We start from the raw sequence: 16,911 nt of genomic DNA, 5'->3' as shown, positions 1-16,911 counted from the left end.
AGGGTAGCGGAATCGCGACCCCGGCGGTCCGGGCTAACAGCCCGATGGGCTGTAACCTGAATCGATGAGAGGCCAATTCGTCGTCGTGCCGATCCTGGCGCTGATCCTGCTGTTCACCGTGCCCTGGTGGACGCTCGTCCTCGCGCCGGACTGGGGCACGGCGGCCACGGTCGCCGGCACCGCGGTGTTCGCGCTGGGCCTGGTGACGATGCCGGTCGCGATGTTCCGCGGGCACGCGCGGCACCAGGACGGCGCCGCGCGCCTCGGCGACTCGCTGCTGGCCGTGATCTGGGTGCTGTTCAGCTGGTCGGTCCTGAGCCTGGTGCTGCGCGCCGGGCTGCTCGGCGTCGACGATCCGCTGCGCTCGCGGATCGTCGCGGGCGCGACGTTCGTGGTGGCGGCCGGCCTGCTCGTGCACGGCAACCGCGTCGCGATGCGGGTGCCGCCGGTGAAGGCGACCGACGTCGTCATCCCGCGGCTCGGCCCCGGCCTCGACGGCCTGCGCGTCGCCGTGCTGACCGACACCCACTACGGGCCGATCGACCGGACGAAGTGGTCGGAGCAGGTCGTCGCGGCGGTCAACGCGCTGGACGCGGACGTCGTCTGCCACGCGGGCGACCTGGCCGACGGCGCGGTCTCCGAACGGCGCAAGCAGGTCGACCCGCTCGGCGGCGTCCAGGCCGCGCTCGGCCGGTTCTACATCACCGGCAACCACGAGTACTTCGGCGAGGCCCAGGCCTGGATCGACCACATGGAAGGGCTCGGCTGGGACACCCTGCACAACCGCTCGACGCTCCTGGAGCGCGACGGCGACCGCATCGTGTTCGCCGGCATCGACGACCCGACCGGTTCGGCGTCCGGCCTGCCCGGCCACGGTCCCGACCTGGCCGCGGCCCTGGCGGACGCCCCGGCCGACGTCCCGGTGGTCCTGCTGGCGCACCAGCCGAAGCAGGTCAAGCAGGCGCGCGAAGCCGGCGTCGCGCTGCAGATCTCGGGGCACACGCACGGCGGCCAGATCTGGCCGTTCCACCTCCTGGTGCGGCTCGACCAGCCGACGCTGTCCGGGCTGACCCGGCACGGGCCGACCCAGCTGTACAACAGCCGGGGCACCGGGTTCTGGGGGCCGCCGTTCCGGATCTTCGCGCCCAGCGAGATCACGCTCCTCACGCTGCGCTCCGCCTGACTTCCTCTCGAGGGCCCCTCGGTGACTGACAACTTCGCGACCGACAAATTTTTTTGTCTTGACAGTTTCAACAGTCGGATGGCACGCTGTCCGCCATGACCACCACGACGCTTCCCACCAGCACCTTCCCGACCACCCGCACGCTGCTGACCGGCGGCATCCTCGCCGGACCCGTCTTCATCGCCACCGGCGTCCTCCAGGGCCTGACCCGCGCCGGCTTCGACTTCACGCGACACCCCGCGAGCGTCCTGTCCAACGGGTCGCTCGGCTTCGTCCAGATCATGAACTTCCTGGTCACCGGCCTGCTCACGATCGCGGCGGCGGCCGGGATCCGGCGCGTCCTGCCGGGCAGATGGGGGCCGAGACTGCTGACCGTCTACGGCGTCAGCCTGCTGTGCGCCGGCGTGTTCGGCGCCGACCCGCAGGACGGCTTCCCGGCCGGCACGCCCGCCGGACCGCCGTCGACGGTCAGCTGGCACGGCATCCTGCACTTCGCCGCCGGCGGCGTCGGCTTCCTCGCCCTGGTCGCGGCCTGCTTCGCGATCGGCTCGCACCTCACGCCCACCCGGGCGTGGTACTCCCGGCTCAGCGGGTTGCTGTTCCTCGCGGGCTTCGCGGGCGTAGCGTCCGGATCGACGAGCCCGGTCGTCACCCTCGGCTTCTGGGCGGCCGTCGCGATCGCTTTCGCCTGGCTCGCCACCACGTCCGCCCACCTGCTGTCGCGAGGAGAATCCCGATGAGCACTACGGTTTCCGCCGACGGCACGAAGATCGCCTACACCCGCGCCGGGTCCGGCCCCGCGCTCGTCCTGGTCGACGGCGCGATGTGCTACCGCGGCTCGTCCCCGAACGACGCGCTGGCGAAGGAGCTGGCCGCGCACTTCACGGTGTTCACCTACGACCGGCGCGGCCGCGGCGAGAGCGGCGACACGGGGCCGTACGCGGTCGAGCGTGAGGTCGAGGACATCGCCGCGCTGGTCAAGGAAGCGGGCGGCGAGGTGTTCCTGTTCGGCATCTCGTCGGGCGTGGCGCTGGCACTCGAAGCGGCCCGAAGCCTCCCGGTGACGAAGCTGGCGTTGTACGAACCCCCGTTCGTCGTGGACGACACGCGCCCCCGCGTCCCGGCCGGCTACCCGGCCCGCCTCGACGCCGCGCTCGCCGAGGGCAAGCCCGGCAAGGCGGTCACGATGTTCATGACCGAGGGCGTGGGCTTGGGCCGGGTGACGGTGGCGCTGATGCGGATCATGCCGTTCTGGGCGAAGCTCAAGCGCGTGGCCCACACGCTCCCGTACGACACGGCGCTGGTCGTGGACCACCAGGCCGGCGAGCCGTTGCCGGCGGCGTGGCCGGAGGTGAAGGTCCCGACCCTGGTGACGGACGGCGGCAAGAGCCCGGAGTGGATGCGCCACGGCGTGGCATCGCTGGCGAGGGTGCTGCCGTCGGCGGAGTACCGGACGCTGCCGGGCCAGACGCACATCGTGAAAGCCGCGGCCCTGGCCCCGGTGCTGAAGGAGTTCTACCTGGGCTAGCCGCCCTCGTCACAACTCCCTTGCCCGAACGATCACCGGGCGGGCAGGGTGCAGGCGTGCCCACCCGCGCTCTGGTCTTCGACTTCGACGGGACCCTCGCCGACACCGAGTCCGCCGTGCTGCAGTCGTGGCGGGAGCTCTTCCTCGACCACGGCGTCGAGCTGCCCATGGATGCCTGGTACGCGGTCATCGGCACCCAGCACACCACGCCCGCCATGTTCGCCCTGCTCGCCGAGCACGTCCCCGGCATCGATCCCGAGGCGCTGCGCCCGAAGTCGAAAGCGCGCGTCTTCGAACTCCTCGACGAGCTCGGCCCGCGCGAAGGCGTCCTGACCTACCTGGAGACCGCGAAGCAGCGAGGCCTCAAGCTGGCCGTCGCCTCCAGCTCGTCCGGGGCCTGGGTGAACCCGCACCTCGAGCGGCTCGGGATCGCGCCCTACTTCGACGCCGTCCTCACCGGGGACCGCCACAAAGCCAAGCCCGACCCGGACCTCTACCTGGCCGCGCTGGACGCCCTTCGAGCGGCACCGCACGAGACCATCGCCTTCGAGGACACGCCCCACGGCGTCACCTCCGCCAAGGCCGCCGGGCTGACCTGCGTCGCCGTGCCGAACGCCATCACCGAAAGCCTCGATTTCGGGCAGGCGGACGTCGTGCTGCCGTCGTTCACCGCCAAGCCGCTCGAGGCCCTACTGACCCACTAGCTCGAGCAGCCGGTCCAGGAACGGCAGCTGGCCCTTGACCAGCTTCTCGCGCGCGGCCTCGAGCGAGAACCACGCCACCCGGTCCACCTCGGGGAACTCCTGCTGACGGCCCGAGCGCGGCGGCCACTCCATGGTGAACGTCCCGGGCACCACCGACGCCGGGTCGAGGTCGGCCTCGACCGCCCACGCCGTGACGACCTTGCCGCCCGACTGCTTGACCTCGCCCAGCGGGACGTACTCACCCGCGGGCGCCGGCAGGCCCAGCTCCTCCTCGAACTCGCGCCGCGCCGCCTTCTCCGGCGGCTCGTCCGGGTCCAGCTCGCCCTTGGGCAGCGACCAGGCCGCCGCGTCCTTCTTCGCCCAGAACGGCCCGCCCATGTGCCCGAGCAGCACTTCGACGTCTTCGCCCCGCCCGCGGTGGAGCAGGAGCCCGGCACTGCGTTTGCCCGCCATCGCCACAGTGAACCTCATCCGGTCGCCGGGCCGAACAGGACACCGGCATTCGTCGCGCGGGGCCGATGAGCCAGGACGTCGTAGGCGGCCCGGACGCTGACCTGGGTCGCGGTGAGGACCGGGCAGCCGGCGGCGGCGTCGAGCCGGTCGGCGATCGTGGCGGTGTGCAGGGCGGTCTCGGGCAGGACCACGGCCTGGGCCGCGTCGTGCCGGCAGGACCGGACCAGCGCTTCGATCCGGTCACCGGTCCACCCGGCGAGCTCGCGGTCGGAGGGCGCGTCGGCGTCGACGCGGGCGACGGTGGTCGCGCCGGCCTCGGCGAGGCGCCGGGCGAAGTGCTCACTGGCCGAGGGGTGGTAGACCGAGGCCAGTGCCACCCTGGTCAGCCCGAGCCGCTTGACGGCGTCCTGGAACGCCGAAGTCGTGCTGACGACCGGCAGCCCGGTCAGCCGCCGCAGGGTGCGGAGCTGGTGGCCGACGCCGTGCTCGCCGTGCAGGAAACTGGCGCTGGTGACGGCGAAGATCGCCGCGTCGAAGCCGTCGAGCGCGGGGATGACTCGTTCGAGGTGGGCGTCCGAGCCCAGCTCCCGGACCGCCGCGTAGGTCTGCTCGGTGTCGAGCGCGGACAGGTCCCCGACGCCTTCCGGCCAGGGGAAGTGGACGGGGACCACCTCGGCCGGCGGGTCACAGCGCGCGGCGAGGTCGATGAAGTCGTCCTCGGCGGCGTCCCGCGTGGGATAGAGCAGGGCCAACCGGATCACCCTGACGAGTACCCCGGCCGGGCCCCGGAAACTCGTTCAAGATTTTTCCGCGGGGTTGTCGATCCGGGGAGAAGCCACTCGACGCGTAGGCAGAAGGCAAGGAAGAACCCAGGGAAGGAACCCGCAATGACCACCACCACCGCCCGCGAGACCCAGTCCCGCACCGCCGCCACCAAGACCACCCCGGTCACCGGCATCGTCGTCGGCGCGAGCCGGATCGTGATCTCGTTCCTCTTCGGCTTCCACGGCCTGCAGGGATTCGGCTTCTTCGGCGGCATCGACGGCCAGGGCGGCGGCGTCCCGTTCGGCTCGTTCCCCGGCTGGTGGGGCAGCCTGCTCGAGCTCGTGGGCGCGGTCCTGCTGCTCGTCGGGCTCGCCAGCAGGCCCGCCGCGATCCTGCTGTCGGGCGTCATGGCCTACGCCTACTTCACCGTGCACGCCCCGATGGGCCTGCTGCCGCTGCAGAACATGGGCGAGCCCGCCGCGGTCTACTCGTGGATCTTCCTGCTGTTCGCCGCGATCGGCCCGGGCCGCCTCGCGCTCGACAACCTGCGCAAGCGCTGAGGCACCCGGCGCGGTCCGATCAGTAGCCGCCCTGGGCGGCCGCGAGATCGGACCGCGCCATCACGTGTTCCATCAGGCTGGTCAGGACCTGCTTCGTCGACTCCCGCTCACGCGCGTCGCACAGCAGCAGCGGGACGTCCATGCCGACGTCGAGCGCCTGCCGGACCTCCTCGGTGCCGTAGCGGTACGCGCCGTCGAAGCAGTTCACGCCGACGACGAACGGCAGGTTGCGGCGCTCGAAGAAGTCGACCGCCGCGAAGCAGCTGTCCAGCCGGCGGGTGTCGGCCAGCACGACGGCGCCGAGCGCGCCCTCCGCCAGCTCGTCCCACATGAACCAGAACCGGTCCTGCCCCGGCGTGCCGAAGAGGTACAGGATCAGGTCCGGGTTGATCGTGATGCGGCCGAAGTCGAGCGCGACCGTCGTGGTGGTCTTCTGCTCGATCCCCGAGAGGTCGTCGACCCCCTCGGACGCGGTCGTGATGACCTCTTCGGTGCGCAGCGGCGGCACTTCGCTCACCGAGCCGACCATCGTGGTCTTGCCGACCCCGAACCCGCCGGCGATGAGTACCTTGACCGCGGTCGCGGTCAGGTTCCGCCGGGGGTCAGAGTTTCCGGATGCCATCAAGGACCGCCTGCAATACGTGTCGGTTGGGGGTTTCCTGGACCGGTGCCGCGGTACGGAACAGCACCAGGTTCTGCTCGATGAGGTCGCTGAGCATCACCTTGACCACCGGCAGCGGCAGGTCGACGCGAGCGGCGACCTCCGCCACCGAGACCGGCCGCTGGCACAGGGCGATGATCCGCGCGTACTCCGGTTCGAGCATGCCCGCTTCGTGCGCCGTCCGCAGCGCGACGACGAGCGTGATGAGGTCGAGCCCGAGCGTGTCCGACCGCGTGCGGCCGCCCGTGACCGCGTAGGACCGGACCAGCGGGCCGGCCTCGTCGTCGAACCAGGCTTCGTGCCGTCCGCTCATGGCGACGTGGGCAGGACGCCGGCACCGGTCCGCGGAGCCGAAGTGAGCACCTGGCCGACCCGCTTCACCATCAGGTTCATCTCGTACGCGACGAGGCCCATGTCCGCGTCTTCGCGAGCCAGGAGCGCGAGGCAAGCGCCCCGGCCGGCCGCCGTCACGAACAGGAACGCGTGGTCCATCTCGACCATCGTCTGCCGGACGTTGCCGCCGCCGAAGTGCCGGCCGGTTCCGCGGGCGAGGCTCTGGAACGCCGAGGCGACCGCCGAAAGGTGCTCGGCGTCCTCCTCGGACAGGTTGCCCGACCGCCCGATGAGCAGGCCGTCCGAGGACAGGACCACCGCGCGGTCCGCCCCGGCGACCCGCTTGACGAGGTCGTCCAGCAGCCAGTCGAGCTCACTGACGTTGGCCATTAGTCGCGCTCTCCGTACCTGTCGTCGTTCTCAGCCGGTTCTTCGTCACGGGCCCGGCGGGTGCCCTGCTGGAAGGCGGACAGCCTGCTGCGGGCGGCTTCCGGCGAGTCCAGCCTGACCTCTTCGCGTTCCTGTGCGGGCCTATCTTCCCGCAACTGGGGCACGAGGCTCTGCTGGCGTCGCCGTTGCGGCAGCGGCGGGCGGCCGGGGGCCTCCGGGCGGCGCGGCTGCGAGGGCCGGCCTTCGGGCACCGCGGGCCGCGGCTCCGACGGCGGCCACACCGGCTGCTGCGCGGCCGGGCGGGCCGGGCGCGACGTCCGGGCGGGCGGCGCGGCCGGGCGCACCGGGGCGACCGCCGGCTGTGCCTGCGTCGGCTGGCTGACCGGCTCGGACGCCGGCACGGACCCGACCGGGACCGGCGTCGGCGCCGACGGCGGCTGCGCCGGGGCCGGCGGCGCGACGGGCGCGACCGGCTCGGGCTGGGTCACCGGGGCCGGCGGCACCGGCAGCTCGGTACGGTGGCGGGCCGGGCGGCGGACCGGCCGGCGCAGCGGCGCGACCTCGTCGTTCGCCTGCTCCGGCTCGACCGGGTTCGGCACGAGCTCCGGCTTCGGCGGGGTGATCGGCTGCTCCGGCTCGGACTCCGCCAGCGGGGCCAGCAGGTCGGTGCGCACCAGCACGATGGCCCGGGTGCCGCCGTAGGCCGACTCGCGCAGGTGCACCTGGATGCCGTGGCGGGCGGCCAGCCGCGCGACCACGAACAGGCCCAGGCGCGGCTCGTCGGACAGCGCCATGATCCCGAAGTCCGGCGGGTTGGCCAGCATCGAGTTGATCTCTTCGGTCTGGTCCGGCTCGAGCCCGAGGCCCTGGTCCTCGACCTCGATCACGACGCCCTTGCCGACCACGTTGCCGCGCACCTCGACGCGCGACTGCGGCGGCGAGAACGACGTCGCGTTGTCGATCAGCTCGGCGAGCAGGTGCACGAGGTCGCCGACGACCGGGCCGCGGATGGCGATCTGCGGCAGCGCGGCCGTCTTCACCCGGGCGAAGTCCTCGGTCTCGGCGGACGCGCCGCGGACCAGCTCGGCCAGCCCGACCGGGTTGCGCCACTGCCGGCCCGGCTGCCCGCCGCCGAGGATGATCAGGTTTTCGGCGTTGCGGCGGGCGCGGGTGGAGAGGTGGTCGAGCTGGAACAGGGTATCCAGCTGCTCCGGGTCCTCCTGCTTGCGCTCGGCCTGGTCGAGCACCTTGAGCTGGCGGTGCACGATGACCTGGCTGCGGTGGGCGATGTTGAGGAACACCGTCTTGGTGCCCTCCTTGATCTTCGCCTCGTCGATGGCGGCCGCGATGGCGGTCTGCTGCGCCTTGTTGAACGCGTCGGCGACCTGGCCGATCTCGTCGGTGCCGTGGTCGAGGAAGTGCCCGCCCTCTTCGAGGTCGACGGGCTCGCCCGCCTGGACCCGGGCGACCAGCTCGGGCAGCCGGACCTCGGCCGCGTCGAGGGTGTCCTCGCGCAGCCGGTGCAGCCGGCCGATGAGCCGGTTCGACAGCCGGACGGCGACGAACACCACGAAGACCGCGAACAGGACCGCGATCACACCGGCGATCAGCGACTCGGTGAACGTCGAGTCGGCGTCGTCGATGGCGGCCGCGCTCGCGTTCGAGCTCTGCGCCACGAAGATGCCCATCAGGGCGTCGCCGACCTGGCGGGCGGCAGTGCGCCACTGGTCCTGCGCGACCGGCAGCTTCGACAGGTCACCGCGCAGGAAAGCGGTTTCGACCTGGGTGACCGTCTGCCACGGCTGGCTGGCCAGCAGCTGGTCGTACTTCGCCTTGACCTCGGGGATCATCTTCGGCGCCGACGCGTCGAGCTGCGCGTGGTAGGCACCGACCTGGCCGACGTAGGTGCGGAACTCGTCGTTGCCGAGGCCGCCGGCGGCCAGCCCGGCCGCGGCGAGCGCGTCACTGCGCTGCATCTGGTCCGCCGCGGTGAACAGCGGGATGGCGGTCAGCCGGTCGAACGCGTTCTGCGCCCCGCGGGCGTTCTGCGCCAGCCCGGCGACACCGTCGGTGAACTGGTCGATGATCTTGTTGTAGTAGGTGAACGCCTGCAGCATCTGGATCTGGCCGCCGTCGACCGCCTGGCGGGTCTGCGGCAGCTGCTGGAACAGCCCGAAGAACGTGGCGATGTTCTTCTGGACGCTCGGCGGCGTGCCGTCGTAGTCGGCGAAGTTGTCGCGGAGGTTCTCGATCTCCTTCGCGGCGGTCGCGTCGACCTTCGGGCGGATGGCCGCGAGCACGGCGCGCTGGTTGCCCTGGCCGGCCAGGAGGCTCAGCGTCGCCTGGCGCTCCTGCTGGAGCGCGGCGAAGAACGGGATCGCCGGGGCTTCCGAGTTCCGGATCTTGGTCGTGTAGTCGCGCGCGCTGACCGCGTCGTAGATGAGGTAGCCAGCGAGGGCCACGCCGACGAGCAGCAGGGCCACACTGGGGATCAGCGCGATCGTGAGCACGCGCTTCCGAATCGAGGATCCCCGGTTGCGTCGAAGAGAAATCTGCTTCACCTGGGTCCGTTTTCCTTCCGGCAGTACATGGTTTCGGGTCGCCCGAGGCGGTCAACACCCGGATTCCGACCAGCCGGATCAACATCACCGTGGTCTGCTTCGCCCGCGACGACGGTATGCAGCCGCTCAGGGCGCGTCAAGTCCGTGGCGAGAACGTGATCTTGGAACGGTGACCCGTCCACACTTGCTGCCTGCGCTTGGAAAGTCCACCACCTAAAGTCGTGACGTTCGTCCCAGGCCGACTTCCGTTCCGCCCCTTGGGTGCAGGCTCTTCGGTGGTGCGATCGACCCAACGGTCCCGGCGGGTTCCGCTACGTACGGAACGGCCGGACGGTTCGGTGAGAAAGGTCACGGGCACGCCACGAAGACCGGAGCCGGCCCCTTCGTCCGGGGTTCACGGTCTCCGCAAAGCGGAATTGCGCGGCATCCGACACCATCGCCGCGGATTCCCCGGACGGCGACCCGAAATTCCCGCCATTCCGCACGCGCAATGGTTCGGCCACTGCGCGTGGCGCCCGCGAAGAGCCCGGAACCGGTTCCGTGGCCGTCAGCCCGGGAACTCGTCCGCGAGGGTGTTCCAGAACTGCAGTTCGTAGCTCTGGAAGAGCCGGGCGCAGAGGTGCGCTTCGCGTTCGTCGAGCCGGTGCGCGTCGATCCCGGCCTGGATCGCGGCGAGCGCTTGTTCTTCGATTTCCGGAACGTCCGCAGCGAAGAAGTCGAAGAACGCGCAAGCGTCGTCGCGGAAGCCGTAGTGGCGGCGCATGCCCGCGGCGACATCCGCGCAGTAGCGGCCGAAGGCAGCGAAGTTCGCGAAGATCCCCGCCGCGGTCGCGGCCGACTCACCGTTCAGCGCGAGCCACGCGACGTACGCCGGGTAGGCCTGGCAGCCCGCGCGCGGCCGTTCCTTCCCGTGGTCCGGACCAGCCGCCGCGATCAACGCGTCGAGCATCGCGTTCGCCTGCTGCTCCCCCGGCGCGAGGCCGCCGAAGAACGTGCGGGCGTTCGGTTCGTCGGCGCGGGCGGCGAGCGCGTGGAAGCTGCGCCAGTCCGACAGCGTGATCCGCTTCTCCTCCGCGGCGAGTGCCGCGAACACCGTGCGCGGCGCGCGGCCGGCGGTGATCAGCGGGACGAGCCGGTTGTCGCCGTCGCGCGGCGCGAGCTCCGACTGGATCTCTTCGAGCAGTTTGCGGGCCGACCGCGTCATCGCTTCCCCCTAGAAGTCCTCCTCCATTGAACCGGAGTTCGCGCGCCACCGCCCGTGTGCACTGTGGACGGTCGTGGGGACCTGACCGGGACGGGCCGGGTAAAGGGGGCGTTTGACGTGGCCGCGATTCTCTATCCACCTCGGCGGGGAGCCAATACAGTGTGGGCCATCTTCAGCACCGAGGAGGCCAGCGTTGACCACCCCGTCCGTCGCCGAGCAGACCGAAGGCCTGACCATCCCGCGGCTGCTGCACCGCAACGCGGTCGACTACCCGGACCTGCCGGCGATCACCTCGCTCGACATCGAAGGCAAGCCGACGCTCAGCTGGCTGGAGTTCCGCACCGCGATCGCGGAGGTCTCGCGCGGCCTCGCCGGGCTGGGGCTCGCCGCCGGCGACCGGATGCTGATCATGGCGCCCGGCTGCCCGGACCACATCATCGCCGACCTCGCCGCGACGCACCTGTCCGCGATCCCGTGCACCGCCTACGCCACGCTCAGCCCGGACCAGATCCGGTACGTCGCGCGGCACAGCGCCGCGCCGGTCGTCGTGCTCGGCGGGGAGAACGAGCTGGCGCGCTGGCGGCAGGTGCTCGACGACCTCCCGGCCCTGCGCCACATCGTCGTCATGGACGAGTCGGCGATCCCGGACGGCGACGAGCGCTTCCACTCCTTCGCCTCCGTGCGCGAACAGGGCCGGGAAGCGCTTGCCGCGGACCCCGACGCGTTCGAGCGGTCCTGGCAGGAGATCAAGCCGGACGACCCGCTGTCGATGATCTACACCTCCGGCACGACCGGCGACCCCAAGGGCGTCGTGCTGTCGCACCGCAACGCGATCCACCAGGCGTACGCGGTGACCGAGCTGCACCACCCGCCGATGCACGCGTCGAACATCGCGTACCTCCCGCTCGCGCACATCGCCGAGCGGGAGCTGTCGATCTACCTGCCGATCGTCTGGGCCGGGCACGTGCACACGCTCGCCGACCCGGCCGGCGTCGTCGGCGCGCTCGGCCAGGTGCACCCGGAGAGCTTCTTCGGCGTCCCGCGCGTGTGGGAGAAGATGGTCGCCGGGCTGAAGAACATGCTCGGCGGGGTGCCCGAGGACCGGCGGACCGCGCTCCTGCAGGCGAACGAGCTGCTGCAGCAGGGCTACAAGCTGCGCAGCGCCGGGCAGCCGGTGCCCGAGGAGCTGGCCGAGAAGATCCGGCAGACCGACGAGACCGCGCTCGCCCCGATCCGCGCTCTGCTCGGGCTGGACAAGGTGCTGGTCGCCTCCAGCGGCGCGGCCGCCCTCCCGGTGGAGATCATCTACTTCCTGGCCGGCCTCGGCGTCGAGATCTGCGAGGTCTGGGGCCTGTCCGAGACGACCGGCGCGGCGACGTCGAACTCCGGCTCGGACTTCCGGGCCGGGACCGTCGGCAAGCCCCTCGCCGACGTCGAGGTGAAGGTCGCCGAAGACGGCGAGCTGCTGGTGCGCGGCCCGATCGTCTTCCTCGGCTACCTCCAGGAGGACGGGACGATCCAGGACGCCACCGACGCCGACGGCTGGTACGCCACCGGCGACATCGGCACGGTCGACGAAGACGGCTTCGTGACGATCACCGACCGCAAGAAGGAACTGATCATCACTTCGAGCGGCAAGAACATCGCGCCGACCCGGGTCGAGGGCCTGCTCAAGGAGCACCCGCTGATCGGCCAGGCGGTCGCGATCGGCGACGACCGGCCGTACGTGACGGCGCTGATCGTGCTCGACGACGAGATCGCCCCCGGCTGGGCCGCGGCGAACGGCGTCGAGGCGGCGCCGGAGGAGCTCGCCGACCACCCGGCCGTGCGGGCCGAGCTGGAACGCGCGGTCGAGTCGGCGAACAGCAGGCTGGCCCGGATCGAGCAGATCAAGCGCTACCACGTGCTCCCGAAGGCGTGGACGCCCGAGTCCGGCGAGCTGACCCCGACGCTCAAGCTCAAGCGCCGGGTCATCAACGACCGCTACTCGGCCGACATCGAGGCGCTGTACGCGGCGACCCGCGACCCCGAACCGGCCGCGGGCAGCTAGGCAGTCCGAGGCGAGGTCGTCTCCGTCCACTTGCGCAGCCGCGGCGGCACGCGCTTTTCCAGGCCGTAGTTCTCCAGGTGGGCGGAGAAGACCTCGTCGAACGCCTTCTGCACCGTCTCGGTGTCCCACACCGGGCGCTCGAGGATCGGCTGCTTGAGGAACGGCTGGCCCATGACGTGCAGCTGCGGGCCGTTGCACCGGATCATCTGGCCGGTGATGCCGTGCGAACCCTCGCCGAGCAGGAACAGCACGACCGGCGCGATCCGGGCCGGCGTGCGGTCCGGCGGGCACGCGCGCAGCGAGCGTTCGGACTTCCACACCATCCGCGTGTGCGCGAGCGGGCAGACGGCGTTGACGCGGATGCCCTGCTCTTCGAGGTCGAGCGCCCACGAGTAGGTCAACGACGCCACCGCGCCCTTGCTCGCCGCGTACACGCCGAGCTTGCGCTGCCCGAGCGACGCGCCCGAAGAGATGTTGACGATCGAGCCGCCGGTGCCGGCGTCGACCATCGCCTTGATCGCGGCCAGGCCGGTGTTCACCACGCCCATGACGTTGACCTGGACGAGCTCGCGCGCCTGCTCGGCGTCGTCCTCCCAGGGCAGCGCCTCGTAGTTCAGGCCGGCGTTGTTCACCAGCCCGTCGATCCCGCCGAACTCCTTGACGCAGAGGTCGACGATCTCCTGCGCCTCCCCGGCCTCGGCCACGCTGTGCCCGCTGGCCACGGCGCGGCCGCCGTGGGCGCGGATGTTCTCCGCCGTGCGCTCGGCCAGCTCGACGTCGATGTCGTTGACGACCACCGACCCGCCCGCCCGCGCGACGTGCACCGCGAACGCCTCGCCCAGGCCACGGCCGGCGCCGGTCACCACGACCGCCTTGCCCTGCATCAACCCGTCCATCGTCGTCTCCCCGCTCTGCGGTGCGCCGCCATTGGCGCGGTCCGTCCACCCCGGCCGGCTCTGCTGTCCAGTCTTGGCCCATTCGGTCCAGTGGGACATCGTCGCCACGACGAGCGGCCGCCGCCCTGCGCCGAGCGAATCCGGTTCGATCAGCCCGGAGGTACCCGCGAGCCGGTCACGGCCAATCAGGGGCCCCCGCGAAGGGCGTAACCCGATCGGCTCCGAAGGGCACGGAGCCGGACGTTCCGGAGACACCGGCGCGTAGTCGGCGGCATACTGTCAGTGCTTCCGGGCGGAGGGGTGTGACTCCCCCGGACGGGGTCGTCACACACGAGGCACAATGCGGACGACCCATTCACTCGATCGGGGGACGGTGGTTACGAGGTGACGACGCGCGCGACTCCCCGGCTCCGGGCCGTCCTGGCCAACCGCGAGTTCCGCGCGCTGTGGTTCGCCGAGACGCAGTCGATGCTCGGCGACCAGCTGACCATCGTCGCGCTGGCCATCCTGATCTTCGACCGGACCGGGTCGCCGCTGCTCTCGGCCGTCGTCTACGCGCTGACGTTCCTGCCCGCGCTCGCCGGCGGGCTCGGGTTGTCCCAGCTCGCGGACCGGTTCCCGCGCCGTGCGGTGCTGGTGGCCGGCTCGCTCGCGCAGGCCGTGCTGATCGGGCTGATGGCCCTGCCCGGGATGCCGATGGGCTGGCTGTTCGTCCTCTTCGTCTTCGCCCGGCTGGCGAACGCGCCGGGCAACGCGGCGCAGAACGCGCTCGGCCGCGAGATCTTCGGCGACGACGACGTCTACCTGCAGAGCCAGGACCTGCGCGGGATCACGAACAACACCGCGATGCTGGCCGGCCTCGCCGCCGGCGGCCTGCTGGTGACCGGCGTCGGCACGTCGTGGGCGCTGGCGATCGACGCGCTGACGTTCCTCGTCGCCGCCGTCGTGGTGCGCCTGGCGGTGCTGCGCCGACCGGCCGCGGGGGACGGCGGCGCCCCGTGGTTCGGCGCCGTCCGGCAGGTTTTCGGCGACGAACGGCTCCGGGTGCTGCTCTACCTGTCGTGGCTCGTCGGCCTCGCGGTGATCCCGGAGGGCCTCGCCGCACCGCTCGCCGCGCAGCTGGGCGCGGGCGACCAGGCGGTGGGCTGGCTGCTGGCGGCCGATCCGCTCGGCTTCGTCGTCGGGACGTTCCTGCTGTCGCGGTTCGTCTCGACGGAACACCGGCGCCGGCTGCTGGGGGTGCTGGCCGCGCTGCCGCTGGCCGCGCTCGCGGCGTTCGCCCTGCGGCCGAACCTCGCGGTCGCGCTGGTCCTGCTCGCGCTGGCCGGCGCGACCGGCGCGTACGTCATCACGGTGACCGCCACGTTCATCACGTGGATCCCCAACGAGATCCGCGGCAGCGGTGGCGGGCTCTACCGGACCGGGCTCCGGGTGGCCCAGGGTGTGGGCGTCGGCATCGGCGGGCTCGTGGCCCAGTGGCTCGGTTCCGCGCACACGACCATCGCCCTGGCGGGGGCGGTGGGACTGCTGCTGGCCGTCCCGGTCGCGGTCGCCTGGCGCCGGGTCGGCGAAGCGGAACCGGAGCCGCGGTCGTCATGAACGGATATCCCACGGGTTTCAGCCGTCACGGTTGGCCATCGGTCGCCACCTCTCCGTACAGGCAAGATCATGAATGACATTCAGCTGGGGGACGGCGAGCAATTCGCGGTCGACTCAGGCGTCACGGTTACGCACTGGTCCACCTCCATCTTGGGAAGCTTCGACAACCTATTGAGCCGCGTTCCGGCGACCCGGCGTTGTTGAAGGATGATACCCGGGCACGGAATGCGTCAACACTCTGGCAGGTACCGATGAGATTACTCAAGTGCGGGGCTAGGCTGGAAAGGAGGTGACCAATTGCATGCCGGACCAGACGACGACCCGTCCGCCGACGACGGCGGGTCCGCACGGGACACCGCCGGGCGCCCGCCGGTGAACGAGCACGCAGACCGGCCCGTCGATCCAGCCGGGACGGCCGGGCGCGTCCACCCGTACCACCCCCGCAACTGGGCGCTCTGGCGCCGCCCGCCGGTGCTGATCGCGTTCATGCTCGGCATGGAAGCCGTCGCGGTCGCCGTACTCGCGGTTTCCTTCGCCCATTCCCCGGTCCCCGGCTCCCGCGATTGGATCAATTTCGGAATTCTCGCCGTCGGCGCCACCGTCCACATTCAACTGACGCAGCGGCAAGAGGAACGGCGGCGGAACCGGACCAAAAAGGTCCTGATCGACCTGACCGCCGTGTGGACGTTTTCCGCGGCGCTGATCCTGCCCGTTCCCCTGACCCTGCTCGTCGTTTCCCTCATTCGCACGCAGCACTGGTTCATCGCCCGGCGACCCGCCCACAACTTCATTTTCTCGTCGATCACGCACGGCCTCGCCGGCGCGGTCGCGCACCTCACCTACGTGGCGCTCGGACCACACCTGCTCGGGCAGTCCGGCTGGGCCGGCTTCTGGCAGGAAGCGGGGACCGTCGTCGTCACCGGTTTCGTGTACGAAGCCATCCAGATCCTCTACGTCGGCGGCGCACTGGCGCTCGGGCTTTCGTCCGAACCGACCCTGCGTAACGTCCTGGGCAGCCCGGCCGACAACCTTCTCGAAGCGGTCACCATCGGCCTGGGCGCGGTGACCGCGATCCTGCTCGCCGTCGTGCCGCCGTTGGTCGTCGTGATGGCGGTGGCGACCGTGGTCTTCAATCGGCTCGCGGAACTCGACCAGCTCCAGAACGACGTCCGGACCGACCCGAAAACCGGGATTCTCAACATGCGCGGCTGGTCCGAGTCGGCCGAGCGGGCACTCGAACGCACCGCTCGATCGGGTGATCAACTGGCACTGCTGATGGTCGATCTCGACCACTTCAAGTGGATTAACGACACCTATGGACATCCGGCGGGTGACGACGTGCTCCGCACGGTTGCGCAAACCCTCGACGAAGTGACGAGACCGAGCGACTTGGTCGGCCGTTTCGGGGGTGAGGAATTCCTCATTCTGCTCCCGGACATCGACGAAGAGTCGACGTGGGACGCGGCCGAGCGGATACGTGTTGCGATTGCCAAGTTGCATATAGTGACAACGGACAAGCGCGGCGATCCGGCCACGATCGCCGACCGGACGACCTCGATCGGCGTGGCCCGCCACCCCCGCCACGGAGACACGCTGGAGCGGCTGCTGCAGTCCGCGGACGCGGCGGTGTACCTGGCGAAGGAGAACGGCCGCGACCAGGTGTGTTTCGCCCCGGACACCCCCGGCGGCGGGCTCCCGGGCAGCGACGAGAACACGCCGCGCTAGGCGTCCGCGGGCCTGGCGAACTCGCGCGGCCAAGCCGCTCCGCCGCCAGTGGCCCCGCCGCCCCGCGGCCACGCGGCCACGCGGCCACGCCGCTCCACCGCCAGTGGCCCGCGGCTACGCCGCTCCACCGCCAGTGGCCCCGCCGCCCCGCGGCCCGCGGCCTCGCGGCCACGCCGCTCCACCGCCAGTGGCCCCGCCGCCCCGCGGCCCGCGGCCACGCGGCCACGCCGCTCCACCGCCAGTGGCCCCGCGGCCCCGCCGCTCTGCTGCCCGTCGCTCCGCGGCCACGCCGCCGGTCG

The 16,911-nt window shown here is 71.4% G+C and carries 16 protein-coding genes; 8 read left to right on the top strand and 8 right to left on the bottom strand.

Annotation, left to right across the window (positions count from 1 at the left end; genetic code table 11):
- Nucleotides 1–64 precede the first annotated feature (64 nt).
- The 4 genes from ACERZO_RS09830 to ACERZO_RS09815 all read left to right on the top strand — a co-directional run bounded on the left by ACERZO_RS09830 (nucleotide 65) and on the right by ACERZO_RS09815 (nucleotide 3,415).
- Entirely contained in the window at nucleotides 65–1,183 is a 1,119-nt protein-coding gene (locus tag ACERZO_RS09830) for a metallophosphoesterase (RefSeq protein ID WP_372664215.1), read from the top strand.
- Nucleotides 1,184–1,278: 95 nt separating this feature from the next.
- Nucleotides 1,279–1,923 (top strand): DUF998 domain-containing protein, encoded by a 645-nt coding sequence (locus tag ACERZO_RS09825; protein WP_372664214.1) that lies wholly within the window; start codon nucleotides 1,279–1,281, stop codon nucleotides 1,921–1,923.
- The gene (locus tag ACERZO_RS09820; RefSeq protein WP_372664213.1) at nucleotides 1,920–2,711 is read left to right on the top strand and encodes an alpha/beta fold hydrolase; all 792 of its coding nucleotides are present in this window, start codon (nucleotides 1,920–1,922) and stop codon (nucleotides 2,709–2,711) included. Before ACERZO_RS09825 ends, ACERZO_RS09820 begins: the two co-directional genes overlap by 4 nt.
- 56 nt (nucleotides 2,712–2,767) lie before the next feature.
- A complete protein-coding gene (locus ACERZO_RS09815) occupies nucleotides 2,768–3,415 on the top strand; it encodes an HAD family hydrolase (protein ID WP_372664212.1) in 648 nt (215 codons plus the stop codon).
- Here ACERZO_RS09815 and ACERZO_RS09810 read toward each other — a convergent pair.
- Both ACERZO_RS09810 and ACERZO_RS09805 read right to left on the bottom strand, forming a co-directional pair.
- Nucleotides 3,401–3,868 (bottom strand): NUDIX domain-containing protein, encoded by a 468-nt coding sequence (locus ACERZO_RS09810; RefSeq protein WP_372664211.1) that lies wholly within the window; start codon nucleotides 3,866–3,868, stop codon nucleotides 3,401–3,403. The genes ACERZO_RS09815 and ACERZO_RS09810 overlap by 15 nt on opposite strands.
- A 14-nt stretch (nucleotides 3,869–3,882) precedes the next feature.
- Nucleotides 3,883–4,620 (bottom strand): aspartate racemase/maleate isomerase family protein, encoded by a 738-nt coding sequence (locus ACERZO_RS09805; protein ID WP_372664210.1) that lies wholly within the window; start codon nucleotides 4,618–4,620, stop codon nucleotides 3,883–3,885.
- Nucleotides 4,621–4,755: 135 nt separating this feature from the next.
- Here ACERZO_RS09805 and ACERZO_RS09800 point away from each other — a divergent pair, with 135 nt between their 5' ends.
- Nucleotides 4,756–5,193 (top strand): DoxX family protein, encoded by a 438-nt coding sequence (locus tag ACERZO_RS09800; protein ID WP_372664209.1) that lies wholly within the window; start codon nucleotides 4,756–4,758, stop codon nucleotides 5,191–5,193.
- Between the two features lie 19 nt (nucleotides 5,194–5,212).
- Here ACERZO_RS09800 and ACERZO_RS09795 read toward each other — a convergent pair whose 3' ends face one another.
- The 5 genes from ACERZO_RS09795 to ACERZO_RS09775 all read right to left on the bottom strand — a co-directional run bounded on the left by ACERZO_RS09795 (nucleotide 5,213) and on the right by ACERZO_RS09775 (nucleotide 10,342).
- Nucleotides 5,213–5,815: a GTP-binding protein gene (locus tag ACERZO_RS09795; protein ID WP_086674902.1), complete on the bottom strand. Its 603-nt coding sequence runs from the start codon at nucleotides 5,813–5,815 to the stop codon at nucleotides 5,213–5,215.
- Entirely contained in the window at nucleotides 5,796–6,167 is a 372-nt protein-coding gene (locus tag ACERZO_RS09790) for a DUF742 domain-containing protein (protein ID WP_072476759.1), read from the bottom strand. Before ACERZO_RS09790 ends, ACERZO_RS09795 begins: the two co-directional genes overlap by 20 nt.
- On the bottom strand, nucleotides 6,164–6,577 hold the full coding sequence (locus ACERZO_RS09785; protein ID WP_372664208.1) for a roadblock/LC7 domain-containing protein: 414 nt from the start codon (nucleotides 6,575–6,577) through the stop codon (nucleotides 6,164–6,166). The genes ACERZO_RS09790 and ACERZO_RS09785 overlap by 4 nt, the downstream gene beginning before the upstream one ends.
- Nucleotides 6,577–9,087: a sensor histidine kinase gene (locus ACERZO_RS09780; protein ID WP_372664207.1), complete on the bottom strand. Its 2,511-nt coding sequence runs from the start codon at nucleotides 9,085–9,087 to the stop codon at nucleotides 6,577–6,579. Before ACERZO_RS09780 ends, ACERZO_RS09785 begins: the two co-directional genes overlap by 1 nt.
- Nucleotides 9,088–9,685: 598 nt before the next feature.
- On the bottom strand, nucleotides 9,686–10,342 hold the full coding sequence (locus ACERZO_RS09775) for a transcriptional regulator (RefSeq protein WP_372664206.1): 657 nt from the start codon (nucleotides 10,340–10,342) through the stop codon (nucleotides 9,686–9,688).
- A 193-nt stretch (nucleotides 10,343–10,535) separates the two neighbouring features.
- Between ACERZO_RS09775 and ACERZO_RS09770 the strand changes: the two genes are divergently transcribed.
- A complete protein-coding gene (locus ACERZO_RS09770) occupies nucleotides 10,536–12,392 on the top strand; it encodes an AMP-dependent synthetase/ligase (RefSeq protein ID WP_372664205.1) in 1,857 nt (618 codons plus the stop codon).
- On the opposite strand, the gene ACERZO_RS09765 is transcribed toward ACERZO_RS09770, so the two are convergent.
- Entirely contained in the window at nucleotides 12,389–13,288 is a 900-nt protein-coding gene (locus tag ACERZO_RS09765) for an SDR family NAD(P)-dependent oxidoreductase (RefSeq protein WP_372664204.1), read from the bottom strand. The genes ACERZO_RS09770 and ACERZO_RS09765 overlap by 4 nt on opposite strands.
- A gap of 384 nt (nucleotides 13,289–13,672) precedes the next feature.
- Between ACERZO_RS09765 and ACERZO_RS09760 the strand changes: the two genes are divergently transcribed.
- Nucleotides 13,673–14,887, top strand: coding sequence for an MFS transporter (locus ACERZO_RS09760; protein ID WP_372664203.1), 1,215 nt, complete (start codon nucleotides 13,673–13,675; stop codon nucleotides 14,885–14,887).
- A gap of 486 nt (nucleotides 14,888–15,373) precedes the next feature.
- Complete coding sequence (locus ACERZO_RS09755) at nucleotides 15,374–16,612, top strand: GGDEF domain-containing protein (protein WP_372664602.1); 1,239 nt, start codon at nucleotides 15,374–15,376, stop codon at nucleotides 16,610–16,612.
- Nucleotides 16,613–16,911: the final 299 nt, after the last annotated feature.

The sequence above is a fragment of the Amycolatopsis kentuckyensis genome (genome assembly GCF_041679295.1).
Classification (GTDB): Bacteria; Actinomycetota; Actinomycetes; order Mycobacteriales; family Pseudonocardiaceae; genus Amycolatopsis; species Amycolatopsis kentuckyensis_A.
Note: the sequence above shows the minus strand (reverse complement) of the source record. Positions and strands in the feature narration are given on the sequence as shown.

Excerpts from the sequence above, each read along its gene's own strand:
- ACERZO_RS09830 (WP_372664215.1), top strand. The coding sequence starts at position 65 with ATGAGAGGCCAATTCGTCGTCGTGCCGATCCTGGCGCTGATCCTGCTG.
- ACERZO_RS09810 (WP_372664211.1), bottom strand. The coding sequence starts at position 3,868 with ATGGCGGGCAAACGCAGTGCCGGGCTCCTGCTCCACCGCGGGCGGGGC.
- ACERZO_RS09825 (WP_372664214.1), top strand. The coding sequence starts at position 1,279 with ATGACCACCACGACGCTTCCCACCAGCACCTTCCCGACCACCCGCACG.
- ACERZO_RS09765 (WP_372664204.1), bottom strand. The coding sequence starts at position 13,288 with ATGGACGGGTTGATGCAGGGCAAGGCGGTCGTGGTGACCGGCGCCGGC.
- ACERZO_RS09775 (WP_372664206.1), bottom strand. The coding sequence starts at position 10,342 with ATGACGCGGTCGGCCCGCAAACTGCTCGAAGAGATCCAGTCGGAGCTC.
- ACERZO_RS09795 (WP_086674902.1), bottom strand. The coding sequence starts at position 5,815 with ATGGCATCCGGAAACTCTGACCCCCGGCGGAACCTGACCGCGACCGCG.
- ACERZO_RS09820 (WP_372664213.1), top strand. The coding sequence starts at position 1,920 with ATGAGCACTACGGTTTCCGCCGACGGCACGAAGATCGCCTACACCCGC.
- ACERZO_RS09755 (WP_372664602.1), top strand. The coding sequence starts at position 15,374 with ATGCTCGGCATGGAAGCCGTCGCGGTCGCCGTACTCGCGGTTTCCTTC.
- ACERZO_RS09800 (WP_372664209.1), top strand. The coding sequence starts at position 4,756 with ATGACCACCACCACCGCCCGCGAGACCCAGTCCCGCACCGCCGCCACC.
- ACERZO_RS09790 (WP_072476759.1), bottom strand. The coding sequence starts at position 6,167 with ATGAGCGGACGGCACGAAGCCTGGTTCGACGACGAGGCCGGCCCGCTG.
- ACERZO_RS09785 (WP_372664208.1), bottom strand. The coding sequence starts at position 6,577 with ATGGCCAACGTCAGTGAGCTCGACTGGCTGCTGGACGACCTCGTCAAG.